Annotated in this window: 8 protein-coding genes, 3 tRNA genes, 3 rRNA genes and 1 pseudogene; 12 read left to right on the plus strand and 3 right to left on the minus strand. The window is 37.0% G+C overall.

The genetic code is table 11. The features are described from left to right. Window positions 1–36 precede the first annotated feature (36 nt). Both BCB68_RS05650 and truA read right to left on the minus strand, forming a co-directional pair. The gene (locus tag BCB68_RS05650) at window positions 37–507 is read right to left on the minus strand and encodes a GNAT family N-acetyltransferase (RefSeq protein WP_094079896.1); all 471 of its coding nucleotides are present in this window, start codon (window positions 505–507) and stop codon (window positions 37–39) included. Between the two features lie 120 nt (window positions 508–627). After that, window positions 628–1,365: a tRNA pseudouridine(38-40) synthase TruA gene (gene truA, locus BCB68_RS05655; protein WP_094079897.1), complete on the minus strand. Its 738-nt coding sequence runs from the start codon at window positions 1,363–1,365 to the stop codon at window positions 628–630. A 230-nt stretch (window positions 1,366–1,595) separates the two neighbouring features. On the opposite strand from truA, the gene BCB68_RS05660 reads away from it, so the two are divergent. Further along, on the plus strand, window positions 1,596–2,579 hold the full coding sequence (locus BCB68_RS05660) for a S66 peptidase family protein (protein WP_237048724.1): 984 nt from the start codon (window positions 1,596–1,598) through the stop codon (window positions 2,577–2,579). A 57-nt stretch (window positions 2,580–2,636) separates the two neighbouring features. Here BCB68_RS05660 and BCB68_RS05665 read toward each other — a convergent pair whose 3' ends face one another. Next, entirely contained in the window at window positions 2,637–3,308 is a 672-nt protein-coding gene (locus BCB68_RS05665; RefSeq protein WP_094079898.1) for a DUF3298 domain-containing protein, read from the minus strand. 168 nt (window positions 3,309–3,476) lie between these two features. Here BCB68_RS05665 and BCB68_RS05670 point away from each other — a divergent pair, with 168 nt between their 5' ends. The 11 genes and pseudogenes from BCB68_RS05670 to BCB68_RS11050 all read left to right on the plus strand — a co-directional run. Then, the gene (locus tag BCB68_RS05670; protein ID WP_094079899.1) at window positions 3,477–4,490 is read left to right on the plus strand and encodes a DUF3829 domain-containing protein; all 1,014 of its coding nucleotides are present in this window, start codon (window positions 3,477–3,479) and stop codon (window positions 4,488–4,490) included. Between the two features lie 276 nt (window positions 4,491–4,766). After that, a 16S ribosomal RNA gene (locus BCB68_RS05675) occupies window positions 4,767–6,278 on the plus strand. 38 nt (window positions 6,279–6,316) lie between these two features. Next, window positions 6,317–6,393: transfer RNA gene (locus BCB68_RS05680), tRNA-Ile, on the plus strand. 9 nt (window positions 6,394–6,402) lie between these two features. Next, window positions 6,403–6,478 (plus strand) — tRNA-Ala (locus BCB68_RS05685). Window positions 6,479–6,546: 68 nt separating this feature from the next. Further along, window positions 6,547–9,449 (plus strand): 23S ribosomal RNA (locus BCB68_RS05690). Window positions 9,450–9,500: 51 nt separating this feature from the next. Next, window positions 9,501–9,613: ribosomal RNA gene (rrf, locus tag BCB68_RS05695) — 5S ribosomal RNA — on the plus strand. Together the 16S, 23S and 5S rRNA genes with 3 tRNA genes alongside form the textbook arrangement of a ribosomal RNA operon. 14 nt (window positions 9,614–9,627) lie before the next feature. Then, window positions 9,628–9,704: transfer RNA gene (locus tag BCB68_RS05700), tRNA-Asn, on the plus strand. 86 nt (window positions 9,705–9,790) lie between these two features. Beyond that, entirely contained in the window at window positions 9,791–10,870 is a 1,080-nt protein-coding gene (gene prfA / locus BCB68_RS05705) for a peptide chain release factor 1 (protein WP_094079900.1), read from the plus strand. Further along, window positions 10,863–11,966 carry a peptide chain release factor N(5)-glutamine methyltransferase gene (gene prmC / locus BCB68_RS05710; protein ID WP_094079901.1) on the plus strand — a complete coding sequence of 368 codons (1,104 nt, stop codon included), beginning with the start codon at window positions 10,863–10,865 and terminating at the stop codon, window positions 11,964–11,966. The genes prfA and prmC overlap by 8 nt, the downstream gene beginning before the upstream one ends. Window positions 11,967–12,059: 93 nt before the next feature. Then, on the plus strand, window positions 12,060–13,064 hold the full coding sequence (locus tag BCB68_RS05715) for a hypothetical protein (protein ID WP_094079902.1): 1,005 nt from the start codon (window positions 12,060–12,062) through the stop codon (window positions 13,062–13,064). A gap of 79 nt (window positions 13,065–13,143) precedes the next feature. Beyond that, window positions 13,144–13,407, plus strand: a pseudogene (locus tag BCB68_RS11050) (S-adenosylmethionine:tRNA ribosyltransferase-isomerase); the annotation flags it as partial. Window positions 13,408–14,032 lie beyond the last annotated feature (625 nt).

Below are 14,032 nucleotides of genomic sequence, written 5' to 3' on the forward strand. Positions count from 1 at the left end.
CACTCTCAAATAAAGTTACTTATTAATAGCTTTTTTTTAATTTTTTTCAATACATCTCATCAAATATCTTTTTACATTGTCTCCATATTCATTTTCCAAATTTTCCACAATTTTAAAATTTAATTTTTTATAGATTTTTTGTGCGGCAAAATTGTCAATATCAACGGTTAGTTCAAATTTTTTAATTCCTATTTTTTTTAAATATTGAATTGTATATTCCAAAAGTTTCGTTGCGTAGCCTTTTTTTTCAAATTTTGGAACTGTAGAAACTCCGTAGATGTAAGCTAATTCTTTGTCAAAACTGCTAAGAACTTCGATTACTGAGATAAGTTCTTCCTTTTCATCATCTGTCATCGCAACAAAAACTTTTCCATATTTTGCAAATGGCTTTATATTCCAATTTCCAACCGTCGCTTCTCCAAATACTTCATTTTCGTGTTCTACTATTTTAAACAGCAAATCTGAATCTTTTTTCGCATCTAAAACTTTTATTTTATAGTTTTCCATAAACCTTCCTTCCTTTCTTTTTTACTTTAATTTTCTTTTCTATCTTATCTTATTTTATCTTTTCTTCTCTTTTTAATTTAATTTAATTTATTCGATTGAATTAAGTTATAATTTAAAATTTTAATAATTAACTTTATATAAATATAGTCCTTCAGAACGAGACAATATTTTTTTACAGTTTTCATCTGGATTTTCAAGTCTTTTTTTTATATAGTCAATATTTTCTTTTCCAAAATAAATAGAAAGCGCTGAGCCAATCATTATTCTAACCATTGTTTTCAAAAATCCATTTCCACAAATCTCAATTTTTATTGCATCATTTTCAGAGTAACATTTTATGTAAAAAATTTCTCTCACAGGATTTCTATACGCCTTATCTTTTTTCATAAAACTGCTGAAATTATGAATTCCAATAAATTCATCCATAATTTTTTGAAACTTTTTTATTTCAATTGATTTTGTAATCGGCGTGACATAAGAACTCTCAAACGGTGTAATTTTATCTTCTAGTTTCATAATGTAGAGATAAGTACGACTTTTTGCATCAAATCGAGCATTAAATGTATCAGAAACCTCGTTTATTGCTAAAATTTTTATCTCGCCTTTTAAACTTTTATTAAGCTGTCTTTTTATTGGCTCAATCGGTATATTTTTGTCAATAAAAAAATTCGATACTTGCTCATAAGCGTGAACGCCTTTATCTGTCCGCCCCGATGAAATCATATTTATTTCTTGAGAAAAAGTATTTTTTATAATCTTTTCAATTTCTCCTTGCACAGTTTTTTGTAATTTTTGTCTTTGAAAACCAGAAAATTTACTTCCATCGTATTGGTAAATTATTTTTATGTTTTTTTTCATATTTTTTTTCTTTTCTTTCTTTCTTAAAAAAAATTATTATTTTAATTATTATTTTATTCTTTTTAAAATGGTATAACATATTTTAAAATAAGTCAAGAAAAAATAACTTTCATATTTTTAATTTTTCTTTTATTGTGATAATCAATTTTTTATGTTATACTTTTTTTATAGTTTGTAATTAATTTTGCAAATATGAAAAAAATTTAATAAATGGAGGAAGAGTTTTGAAAGTGAAAAATAAATTGTTATTTTTTTTTATGAATTTATTATTTAGTGTATGTGCATTTACTGTTGAAAGTAATGAAGTCATTATTCCGAAAGGGTTAAAACCTGGTGATACAATAGGATTAGTTGCGCCTGCTAATTATAAAGGAGATAATGCAATGTATGAAGTTGAATATTTAAGAAATAGAGGCTTTAATATAGTTTTTGGAAGATCATTTGATTCAAAGTGGTATGGATTTGGAGGGAATGACGCTGTGAGAGCAAAAGATATAAATGATATGTTTGCAAATCCTAGAATTAATGCGATTTTTGCAATTAGAGGAGGATATGGAGCGATCAGATTTATTGATAAGTTAAATTATGATGTAATTAAAAAAAATCCTAAAATTATTTCTGGATTTAGTGACATCACAACTTTATTACTTGCAATTAATGAAAAAACAGGACTTGTAACTTTTCACGGACCGATGGCGGATAATTTAAAAGAAATTCCATCAACAACAGAAAATTCATTTAATAAAGCATTTATGAGCAATTCTTCGTATAATTTATTGGATTTTGACAACAGTTATACAATTATGAAAAGTGGGCGTGGCAGTGGAAGAATAACAGGTGGAAATTTGTCGTTAATTGTTGCGACTTTGGGAACCGACTACGAAATAAATACAGATGGCAAGGTTTTATTTTTGGAAGAAGTGAATGAAGATAGCTATCGTGTAGATAGAATGCTACAGCAGCTTAGGTTAGCTGGAAAATTTAAAAATCTAAAAGGGATAATAATAGGAGATTTTAGAAATCCTAAAAAGGCTGATCCAACTGATATGAGCATAGATGAAGTTTTTTACGACAATTTTGGAAAACTTAACATTCCAATAATCAAAGGGTTAAAATCAGGGCATGTAAGACCATTTATTACGATTCCTATTGGAGCAAATGTAAAAATTGACACATATAAAAGAGAAGCGATTATTGAAAAATCAACTAAATAAAAAAATAAAACTGTCAATAAGTTTATTGACAGTTCTTTTTATTTTAGGTTTTTATAGTTATTGCTGAATGTTAAGAAGACCTATTAGATCTTTAAATAAAAATGGAATAAATGCTTGTCCATCGGCAAAATTAGTTCCTAAATTTTTGTTATAAACTAAAATTAGAGCATCATCTTCTAGATAAAAATTTGTTTTTTTAGAAACTCCTTTAAATCTTGTTTCATCTGATTTTTGCAATCCTAATTCTGCAAATTTACCAGTAATCAAATTTTCCAATTCTTTTTCATAACCAGGAAAAAATAAATCTTTTAACAATAATGGCTTACCACTTTTGACATTGAACGAAATACCATCAGTTTCTTTAGACAACATTCCGACTTTTGAATTTTTTTCAACTGCATCAAAAGCAACACTCACAAAATAACCATTATTTCCAGTTACTCTTGAAGTAACAGTATAGGTTTTGTCTTTAGTTGATTTAAATTCTTGAATAAATTTTTCCATTGATTTATTCATCTGTCTGACAACATCTGATTTTTTACCTGTGAATGCAAAATATTCAACTCTTGATTTTCCTAAAATTTTTGTTCTTTTTAACGGAGTTATACCACTTTCTGATTTGGCATCAAAGTTTGTAAATGTAAAAGTTGTATCCACTTTTTCTTTTTGTTTCGCAAATGACAAGTTAAACATAAGCAATGCCATGAATAACAATGTTAGTTTTTTCATTTTATAATCACCTCAAAAAAATTTTTTTCATTTGCTATATTATATACTAAAATTTACAAATAATCAAATATATTATTTTTTCATTTGCTTGACATGGTCTTTAAAAATTATTATAATTGAAAAGCGAGAGAAATTTTAAGAATAAAAAAAAGGACGGTATAAAAATTAATGAAAAAAATAGGCTTACTTATACTTGTTATGCTTAGTTTAGTAATAATGACAAAATTTGTAAAAGTGGAAAAAGTCCAAAAAAATGTCAAAACGAAAGAACAAGTACTGCTTGAAACTAATAAAGTAAAATATAACAAACATATAAGATTTTATAATAGAATCTTGAGTATAGACAAAGGATTGCTATATTATTTTGAAGATGCAGGAATGGAACGAACAATTGACAGGTCGCAGTCAGAAGATATAGAGTTAAATATTCCAATAGATCAGGAGTTTATAAATAAATTAAAAACTTTAGAAGAAAGTAATGATAAAAAAGATGATTTGGATAAAAAAGCAATAGCTATGTTACCAGTATTAGAAAAGATGTTGCCTATAAGTGAAAGTATGAAAAATTATTATAAAAATAAACAATATCTAAAAGATAATTTTTCATTGGGAGAAAATTTACATGGACAATTATTAGATAACCTTGAAAAATACAATAGTGTTGCGAAAGCTTATAAAGAAGCCTTTGAGAAAAAATCAAAAGAAGTAAAAAATTTGATGGAAAAAGATTATGACAAAAGAAAATTTTTCATTACATATAGGCAGTTAGTTTATATAGATAGTGGAGAAGATTTTATAAATGAAATTCGTAGGCAAAAATTAGATGCAAGCAATTTTACAATTAAAGGAAATGATAAAGATTTAAAAAAAATATTTGATAAAATCGACAAGTCACTATTAAAGCTTGAAAAAAGTGTAAAAAATGGAAAACAGATGAAAAAAGAAGGGTTTGACTTAAACGACCATAATGTATTCATCACAAAAGCCAAGATTTTTAAAGATTCTGCAAATAGATTTATAACAAGGATTAAGAAAAAAGAAAAAGCAACTTACTCATCAGTAAGTGATGGATTTTATGCGCAAACAGAAGAAGGGACACCAGAAAACGTAGTAGCAACATTTAATGAAGTTGTAAAAGAGCATAACAGACTCTTGGCGAAACAGTTAAAAAATAAAAAATAAAAAATATCTTGTGAAGTCAGTTGTTGATTTTACAAGTTTTTTTTATACATTTTAATGTTACACTTGATTATATGTTATTCCCAATTTAAAAAATTTTTTTAAAAAAAGAGTTGACAACGGAAATTTTTTTTGATATAATATATTCCGTCGATTGGGAAAAGGTCGGCGGAAGGACAATGGAAAGAGAAGAAGAAAAAGCAGAGTGATAGATAAGAAAATAGAAGTCAAGGCTTAGCAATAGGCCTCGTCAAGGAACAATAAGGTGAAATATAATGTTGAATGAAGAGTTTGATCCTGGCTCAGGATGAACGCTGACAGAATGCTTAACACATGCAAGTCGATGGGGAAGCGGCGCTTGCGCCGTGGCAACCATGGCGGACGGGTGAGTAACGCGTAAAGAACTTGCCGGATGGACCGGGATAACAGCTGGAAACGGCTGGCAAGACCGGATACTGTGGGCTGGCCGCATGGCTGGCCCATGAAAAGGGATGCCGTCCGAGAGCTTTGCGTCCTATTAGCTGGTTGGTAAGGTGACGGCTTACCAAGGCGATGATAGGTAGCCGGCCTGAGAGGGTGGACGGCCACAAGGGGACTGAGATACGGCCCTTACTCCTACGGGAGGCAGCAGTGGGGAATATTGGACAATGGGGGCAACCCTGATCCAGCAATTCTGTGTGCACGAAGAAGGTTTTCGGATCGTAAAGTGCTTTCAGCAGGGAGGAAGGAAGTGACTGTACCTGCAGAAGAAGCGACGGCTAAATACGTGCCAGCAGCCGCGGTAATACGTATGTCGCGAGCGTTATCCGGAATTATTGGGCATAAAGGGCATCTAGGCGGCCGGGTAAGTCCGGGGTGAAAACTGCTGGCTCAACCAGCAGCCTGCCTTGGAAACTACCCGGCTTGAGTGCTGGAGAGGTGGACGGAACTGCACGAGTAGAGGTGAAATTCGTAGATATGTGCAGGAATGCCGATGATGAAGATAGTTCACTGGACGGCAACTGACGCTGAAGTGCGAAAGCTAGGGGAGCGAACAGGATTAGATACCCTGGTAGTCCTAGCTGTAAACGATGATTACTGGGTGTGGGCATGAAGAGTGTCCGTGCCGAAGCTAATGCGATAAGTAATCCGCCTGGGGAGTACGGCCGCAAGGCTGAAACTCAAAGGAATTGACGGGGACCCGCACAAGCGGTGGAGCATGTGGTTTAATTCGACGCAACGCGAGGAACCTTACCAGATCTTGACATCCTCGGAAGGCGGCGGAGACGCCGCTGTGCCCTCGGGAGCCGAGTGACAGGTGGTGCATGGCTGTCGACAGCTCGTGTCGTGAGATGTTGGGTTAAGTCCCGCAACGAGCGCAACCCCTATCGCTAGTTGCCATCATCAGGTTGGGGACTCTAGCGAGACTGCCTGCGAAGAGCAGGAGGAAGGTGGGGATGACGTCAAGTCATCATGCCCCTTATGATCTGGGCTACACACGTGCTACAATGGCTGGTACAGAGAGATGCGACGCAGCAATGCCAAGCCAACCTCTAAAGCCAGTCCAAGTTCGGATTGAAGCCTGCAACTCGGCTTCATGAAGTTGGAATCGCTAGTAATCGCGGATCAGCAATGCCGCGGTGAATACGTTCTCGGGTCTTGTACACACCGCCCGTCACACCACGAGAGTTGTCTGCACCTGAAGCTGCCGGTCTAACCTTTCGGAAGAAGGCATCTAAGGTGTGGACAGTGATTGGGGTGAAGTCGTAACAAGGTATCCGTACCGGAAGGTGCGGATGGATCACCTCCTTTCTAAGGAGCATGTTTTCCTGCACTTCTTCTTTTGATTTGGGCGTGTAGCTCAGGTGGTTAGAGCACTGTGCTGATAACGCAGGGGTCGCTGGTTCGAGTCCAGCCATGCCCACCATTACTTTTTGGGGATATAGCTCAGTTGGGAGAGCGCTGCCCTTGCAAGGCAGAGGTCAGCGGTTCGAACCCGCTTATCTCCACCAATTTTAAGGACAATGGGAAATGAATAGTAGGTAAAAGATTACAACAAAATAGATTATTCTGTTTGATAAAAAAAGCTAATTAAGAGCACACGGAGGATGCCTGGGCAATAACAGCCGAAGAAGGACGCGATAAGCTGCGATAAGTCAGGCCGAGATGCACATAATCAATGACGCCTGAATCTCCGAATGGGGCAACCCGCATGCTTGAAGAGTATGCACGAGAGTGGTAAGCCTGCGAACTGAAACATCTAAGTAGCAGGAGGAAAAGAAAGTAAAAACGATTCCCTGAGTAGCGGCGAGCGAACGGGGAGAAGCCTAAACCGTGCCGGTGCCAAGCTGGCAGCGTTGCCGGCGCGGGGTTGTGGGATTTCATACGACTGACGCCATAATGTCTAAGTGGCCTGGCAGCAAGTAGAATCAGCTGGAAAGCTGAACCGTAGAAGGTGACAGTCCTGTACACGTAAATGCTGAGCCATGACTTGAAACTCCCGAGTAGCGTCAAGCACGAGGAACTTGGCGTGAATCAGCGTGGACCATATCACGCAAGGCTAAATACTGTTATTGACCGATAGTGAAGAGTACCGTGAGGGAAAGGTGAAAAGAACCCTGTGCAAGGGAGTGAAATAGAATTTGAAACCGTGTGCTTACAAACGGTAGGAGCCCTTCGGGGTGACTGCGTGGATTTTGGTTAATCATCCTGCGAGTTATGATCAGTGGCAAGGCTAATTAATGAAGCCGAAGGGAAACCGAGTCTTAACAGGGCGGCTAAGTCGCTGGTCATAGACGCGAAACCTAGTGATCTAGGCCTGTCCAGGCTGAAGCTGAGGTAAGACTCAGTGGAGGGCCGAACTCACCGCCGTTGAAAAGTTGGGAGATGAGATAGGTCTAGGGGTGAAAAGCCAATCGAACTAGGAAATAGCCCGTTCTCTCCGAAATGCATTTAGGTGCAGCCTGAATCTTAGATAACTGGGGGTAGAGCACTGTATGATCTAGGGGGCGTACTGCTTACCGAAATCAAGCAAACTGCGAATACCATTTATTACTGATTCGGAGTGAGTCCGTGGATGACAAGGTCCGTGGACGAGAGGGGAACAGCCCAGACCACCAGCTAAGGTCCCAAATTATGTCTAAGTGGGAAAGGAGGTGGATATTCACAGACAACCAGGAGGTTGGCTTAGAAGCAGCCATGCCTTGAAAGAGTGCGTAATAGCTCACTGGTCGAGAGTATCTGCGCCGAAGATGTAACGGGGCTGAAGACATAAACCGAAGCTGTGGAAGCGGCCATACCGCTTGGTAGGAGAGCGTTCTGTAGGTCTGCGAAGGCTGGCCGGAAGGCCTGCTGGAGACATCAGAAGCGAGAATGCAGGAATGAGTAGCGAGAAGGAGGGCGAGAATCCCTCCGGCCGGAAGTCCAAGGTTTCCGGGGGAAGGTTTGTCCGCCCCGGGGAAGTCGGGACCTAAGCGTAAGCAGAGATGTGATTGCGAATGGGAAACAGGTTAATATTCCTGTACCGCTGTCAGTCGCCTGAGTGACGGAGTGACGCAGCAAGGTATGTGAGAAGGCTGACGGAATAGCCTTTCTAAAGGCGTAGCCTGGGCACGCAGGAAAATCCGCGTGCCTAAAGGTGAGACCCTATGGGCAAGTGCTCCTGCACAAGTCACAGATCCTACACTGCCAAGAAAAACTTCTAGCGAGACTGGACAGCGCCCGTACCCTAAACCGACACAGGTGGACAGAGTGAGAAACTTAAGGCCGACAGGATAACTCTAGCTAAGGAACTCTGCAAAATAGCCCCGTAACTTCGGGAGAAGGGGTGCCTGACATACCTGAGGGGAGAAGCGCCTCAAGGGGAAACAGGCCGCAGTGAAGAGTCTCAAGCAACTGTTTACCAAAAACACAGGTCTATGCTAAGCTGGAAGGCGACGTATATGGGCTGACACCTGCCCAGTGCCGGAAGGTTAAGAGGAGGAGTGAGAGCTCCGATTTGAAGCCCCGGTGAACGGCGGCCGTAACTATAACGGTCCTAAGGTAGCGAAATTCCTTGTCGGGTAAGTTCCGACCTGCACGAATGGTGAAATGATTTGAGAGCTGTCTTGGCTGGAGACCTGGTGAAGTTGTAATGCCGGTGAAGATACCGGCTACCTGCAGTAGGACGGAAAGACCCCGTGGAGCTTCACTGCAGCCTGGCATTGGGTTCTGGCAATGTGTGTATAGGATAGTTGGGAGACTGCGAAGTTGAGGCGCCAGCCTCTTCCGAGTCGCTGTTGGAATACCAACCATATGCTGCCGGAATTCTAATCCGCTCGCGGAGACAGTGCTAGGCGGGCAGTTTGACTGGGGCGGTCGCCTCCAAAAGAGTAACGGAGGCGTTCAAAGGTTCCCTCGGGCTGGATGGAAATCAGCCTTCGAGTGCAAACGCATAAGGGAGCTTGACTGCAAGACCGACGGGTCGAGCAGGTACGAAAGTAGGAGTTAGTGATCCGGCGGTCCCTCATGGAAGGGCCGTCGCTCAACGGATAAAAGCTACCCCGGGGATAACAGGCTGATACTTCCCAAGAGTCCATATCGACGGAAGTGTTTGGCACCTCGATGTCGGCTCGTCTCATCCTGGGGCTGGAGAAGGTCCCAAGGGTTGGGCTGTTCGCCCATTAAAGAGGCACGCGAGCTGGGTTCAGAACGTCGTGAGACAGTTCGGTCCCTATCCACTGCAGGCGCTTGAGCACTGAAAAGATCTGACCTTAGTACGAGAGGACCGGGTTGGACAGACCTCTGATGTATCAGCTGTCACGCCAGTGGCACGGCTGAGTAGTCACGTCTGGCCAGGATAATCGCTGAAAGCATCTAAGCGAGAAGCCGGCTTTGAGATGAGTGCTCGCAGTATCCACAGAGAACATGTGGTCGATAGGCTGGGGATGTAAGCGCAGCAATGCGTTCAGTTGACCAGTACTAATATTACTTGGGCTTTTTTAATCTTTTGCTTGCCTGCTATTTATTTCCCATTGCCCTTTACATCCATTCTTGTTTGGTGACCATTGCGGCAGGGATACACCCGGTGACATCCCGAACCCGGCAGTTAAGTCTGCTTGCGCCTACGATACTTGGCATGTGCCAGGGAAAATGGGCAGTCGCCAAACTTTTCTTTTTCTGCGTCTCCGTAGCTCAGCTGGTTAGAGCATCTGACTGTTAATCAGAGGGCCGCTGGTTCGAGCCCAGCCGGGGACGCCATTTTTTATTGAAAAACTAAGAAAGATATGTTATAATAAAAATTGTTGGAAGTAGAAAAAGAGAAAAAATAGGAGTGAAAAATAAATATGTTTCAAAAATTAGATGATGTTGTTTTAAAACATAAAGAACTTACGGATTTACTTATGAGTCCCGAAGTTACTAGTGATCCTAAAAAAATTATGGAATATAATAAGGCTTTGAACAGTATTGATGAAGTGGTTCAAAAATATACTTATTATAAAGAGCAAAAAGAAGAAATGGAAAATCTTAAAGAAGATTTGAAAACAGAAAAAGATCACGAGATGAAAGAAATGATGTTGGAAGAAATTCATTTGATTGAAGAAAAGATTCCTATATTAGAAGAGGAATTGAAAGTACTTTTATTACCTAAAGATCCTAATGATGACAAAAACGTTATTATGGAAATTAGAGCAGGTGCGGGTGGAGATGAAGCTGCACTTTTTGCTTATGATATATTTAGAATGTTTATAAGATATGCTGAGAGAAATCGTTGGAAAACAGAAATTATTGATAAAAGTGAAATTGGAGTTGGTGGACTAAAAGAAGTGACTTTTCTTATTAAGGGGCATGGAGCTTATTCGAGATTAAAATTTGAAAGTGGGGTTCACAGAGTTCAAAGAGTTCCTGCGACTGAGTCTTCTGGAAGGGTTCATACTTCAACAATTACAGTTGCAGTGCTTCCTGAAATTGATGATGTGAGCGAAGTTGAAATTAATCCAAGTGATTTAAAAATTGATACTTATAGATCGAGTGGAGCGGGTGGACAACATGTAAACACTACAGATTCAGCGGTTAGAATTACACATTTGCCGACAGGGCTTGTTGTTACTTCCCAAGATGGGCGTTCACAAATTAAAAATAAAGAAGCTGCGATGAAAGTGCTGGCTTCAAAACTTTATGAAATGGAATATGAAAAACAGAGAAAAGAAGTGGAAAATGAAAGAAGATCTCAGGTGGGAAGCGGTGATAGATCTGAAAAAATTAGAACTTATAATTTTCCACAAGGAAGAGTTACAGATCATAGAATTAAATTGACTTTGCATAGACTTGAAGCAGTTTTGGACGGAGATTTGGACGAAATGATTGATGCACTGATTGCTTATGACCAGGCTGAAATGCTTAAAGCTGTTGGTGATAATGAATAAATTGCTTGATATATTAAATAAATCTGTTGAGTATTTGAAAAAAAAACGCATAAAAGATGCAAGATTAAAGGTCGAAAGTATTTTTTCAGAAGTATTGAAAATGCCAAGAATAATGCTTTATGCAAATTTTGAAAAGGAACTTTCGCAGTTTGAAATTAATAAAATAAAAGAAAAATTGACTGATGCATTAAAAAGAAATAAAGATATTTCGAGTTCAATTGAAGTTAAAGATGACGATAGTTTAAAAAGTTTACTTGTTAAAAGTGTTGATTTTTTAAAAAAAAATCATGTGAATGAAGCTAAGCTAAAAGCGGAAATTATATTTTCAAGCGTTTTGGAAATTGAGAGAATGATGCTTTTTACGAAGTATAATGAGAAAATATCTAAAGAAAAAAAAGATAAATTAAGAAAATTTATTTCAAAAGTTGGGAAAGAAAATTTTCCGATACAATATCTTTTAAATGAACAAGAATTTTATGGAAGAAAATTTTATGTGGATAAGGGTGTATTAATTCCACGTCAGGATACTGAAGTTTTGGTTCAAAAAGCCATTGAAATTTTAAAAAAAAATGGAAAAGAAAATAAAAATTCAAAAAAAATACTTGATATTGGCTGTGGAAGTGGTATAATAGGAATAACAATAGCGTTAGAAATCGAAAATAGTTATGTTTTAGGTGTAGATATATCGGAAAAAGCATTGGAAACATCTGAAAAAAATAAAAAAATGCTGAATTCAAAAAACATAAAATTTATAAAATCGGATTTGTTTGAAAATGTCGAATTCAATAGTTTTGACATGATTGTGTCAAATCCGCCGTATATTTCTTTAGGTGAAATGGGAATAATGTCTGATGACACTTTACACGAACCGAGCGAAGCACTTTTTGCAGAAAATGATGGATTATATTTTTATTTGGAAATTTCTAGTAGAGCTAAAGATTATTTGGCAGAAAATGGATTTTTACTTTTTGAAATTGGATTTAGGCAAGGCTATAAAGTGAAAGAAATTATGGAGAAATTTGGATTTAGAAATATTGAAATCATTGAAGACTTAAATGGAAACAATAGAGTTATAATTGGACAGAAAAATTCATAAATATTTTGGTTTAGAAACAAGCCATTTATCTTGTGATAAAAAAACAGTTTCAAAAAAATTAAATTGAAAAAATAAAAAAGAGGAGATGAGTTAATGATTAGTGACAGGAAAATCATAAAAACAGCAGGAATCTTATTATTAGGACTTACATTATCAGTATCAGCGTTTGGAGGACAAGTAAAATCTGCAAGTGGAAATTCTCAATTAGAAAATTTAATAAAAAATCAATATAATAATCAAAGTATCAATTTAAATGTAAATAGCAGCGTAAAAAATATGCAACAGACTGGAAGTTATACAAAACCAAGCACCACAGAATTTATTTCTACTACAAATGGAAAATCTCAAGATGGAATGCCTGAATTAAAATTGACTAGAGAGCAATTGCTGTCAGTTGCAAACAAAATTTTTCAAAATGAAACAGGCGGTTCGGTAAGTAATTTAGTTGACTGGAATGATGGAGAAAATTTTCCTTCGCTTGGAATAGGTCATTTTACTTGGTTTAAAGCTAGTGGTGGAAGAAGTGGATTTGGAGACAGCCTTCCTGATATGGTTGCTTATTTTAGAAGCAAAGGTATTAAATTGCCGAAAATTTTAGCAGAAAATAGATTTTCACCTTGGGAAAGTAAATCTGAACTTATGAGCAAAAAATCCAGAGGAGATAAAGATATTCAAGAATTAATTTCTTTTTTTGATAATACAAGAGATATTCAAGTGATGTTTATTTATGAAAGATTAAAATCCTCATTAGGAAAAATGTTAAATGCATCATCAAACAAAGAAAATTTAAAAAATCAATTTAATAGAATGGTGGAAACCCCCAACGGACTTTATGCTCTAATAGATTATGTCAATTTTAAAGGAGAGGGATTGTCAGGCGTTTCTTCATACAATAATGTTGCTTGGGGACTAAGACAAGTACTGGAAAATATGAAAGGAACGGCTACAGGTCAAAGTGCTTTAGTAGAATTTAGTAATTCTGCAAAATATGTACTACAAAGAAGAGTAAAAAATGCACCAAGAAATGAAAGCAGATGGTTACAAGGCTGGTACAACAGAGTCGATACTTACAAGACATTTGTAATAGGTAGTTTATAATTTTTTTTGGCAGAGACTTTTTTAGTTTCTGCCATCTTTTTTAATTCATAAAAAATTTAAAAATAAAAAGGAGAAAAGAGTGAAAATATCAGATTTTGATTTTGAATTGCCAAAGGAATTAATTGCACAAAAAGCAATGGAACCTAGAGACAGTTCCAAACTTTTAGTATTAGATAAAAAAGAAAAAACGCTTGAACACAGACATTTTTTTAATATAATTGATTATTTGAAAAAAGGTGATGTGCTTGTCATAAATAGGACAAAAGTTATTCCTGCAAGAATTTTTGGACATAAAAAGTTGTATGGAGATGAAATTGGGGCTTTGATGGAATGTTTTTTATTAAATAGTGCAAGAACACTCGCGACGCAAGGAGTGAGATGAATTGCACGAAAATTTTAGTAAGCATATAGGGAAACTTGTATGTAGACACGGAGCAAAAACCGTGCAACAAAGAAACTGAACTGCTGGGAACTCTTAAAGCTAGTATAACCACAACATAATACCTAAGTGAGAATATATGGTATAAGTGTGATGGTGGCGAAAGCAGAAAAAATATACTAGATGGTGCAAGGTTAAATCCTAAACACTGAGCCATATAGAAAGGTATACAATAGACAATCAGCAGCTAATCCTGAAAAGGAAAGTTCAACGACTATCCCTCGTGAGGGGAGTACAATACAAGCGATTGGTATTGGAAGTGGTTTCGCCTAAATCTTAGGTAGTAACAAATATAATTGTTATGAATATAAGATATGGATAAGATATAGTCTGTGCTTGTTAGAGATAACAAGAAGTTCAAGATATTCTTTTCTCCTTAACTTGTTAAGGAGTGAAAATATTAGGAGAACTGCATAAGTAGTAGCGCACTTATGTGAACGACGCTTCCCACTGTTGTGGGGTTTTAAAAACTTTAAAAATATTTAAAAATAAATAAAAGATATTACTTTTTTGACAGATAAAATGTAGA

The sequence above is a fragment of the Leptotrichia sp. oral taxon 498 genome, assembly GCF_002240055.1.
Classification (GTDB): Bacteria; Fusobacteriota; Fusobacteriia; order Fusobacteriales; family Leptotrichiaceae; genus Leptotrichia; species Leptotrichia rugosa.

Bases quoted from the DNA above. Each gene is read 5' to 3' on its own strand.
- BCB68_RS05650 (WP_094079896.1), bottom strand. From the start codon at position 507: ATGGAAAACTATAAAATAAAAGTTTTAGATGCGAAAAAAGATTCAGAT.
- truA (WP_094079897.1), bottom strand. From the start codon at position 1,365: ATGAAAAAAAACATAAAAATAATTTACCAATACGATGGAAGTAAATTT.
- BCB68_RS05665 (WP_094079898.1), bottom strand. From the start codon at position 3,308: ATGAAAAAACTAACATTGTTATTCATGGCATTGCTTATGTTTAACTTG.
- BCB68_RS05670 (WP_094079899.1), top strand. From the start codon at position 3,477: ATGAAAAAAATAGGCTTACTTATACTTGTTATGCTTAGTTTAGTAATA.
- prfA (WP_094079900.1), top strand. From the start codon at position 9,791: ATGTTTCAAAAATTAGATGATGTTGTTTTAAAACATAAAGAACTTACG.
- prmC (WP_094079901.1), top strand. From the start codon at position 10,863: ATGAATAAATTGCTTGATATATTAAATAAATCTGTTGAGTATTTGAAA.
- BCB68_RS05715 (WP_094079902.1), top strand. From the start codon at position 12,060: ATGATTAGTGACAGGAAAATCATAAAAACAGCAGGAATCTTATTATTA.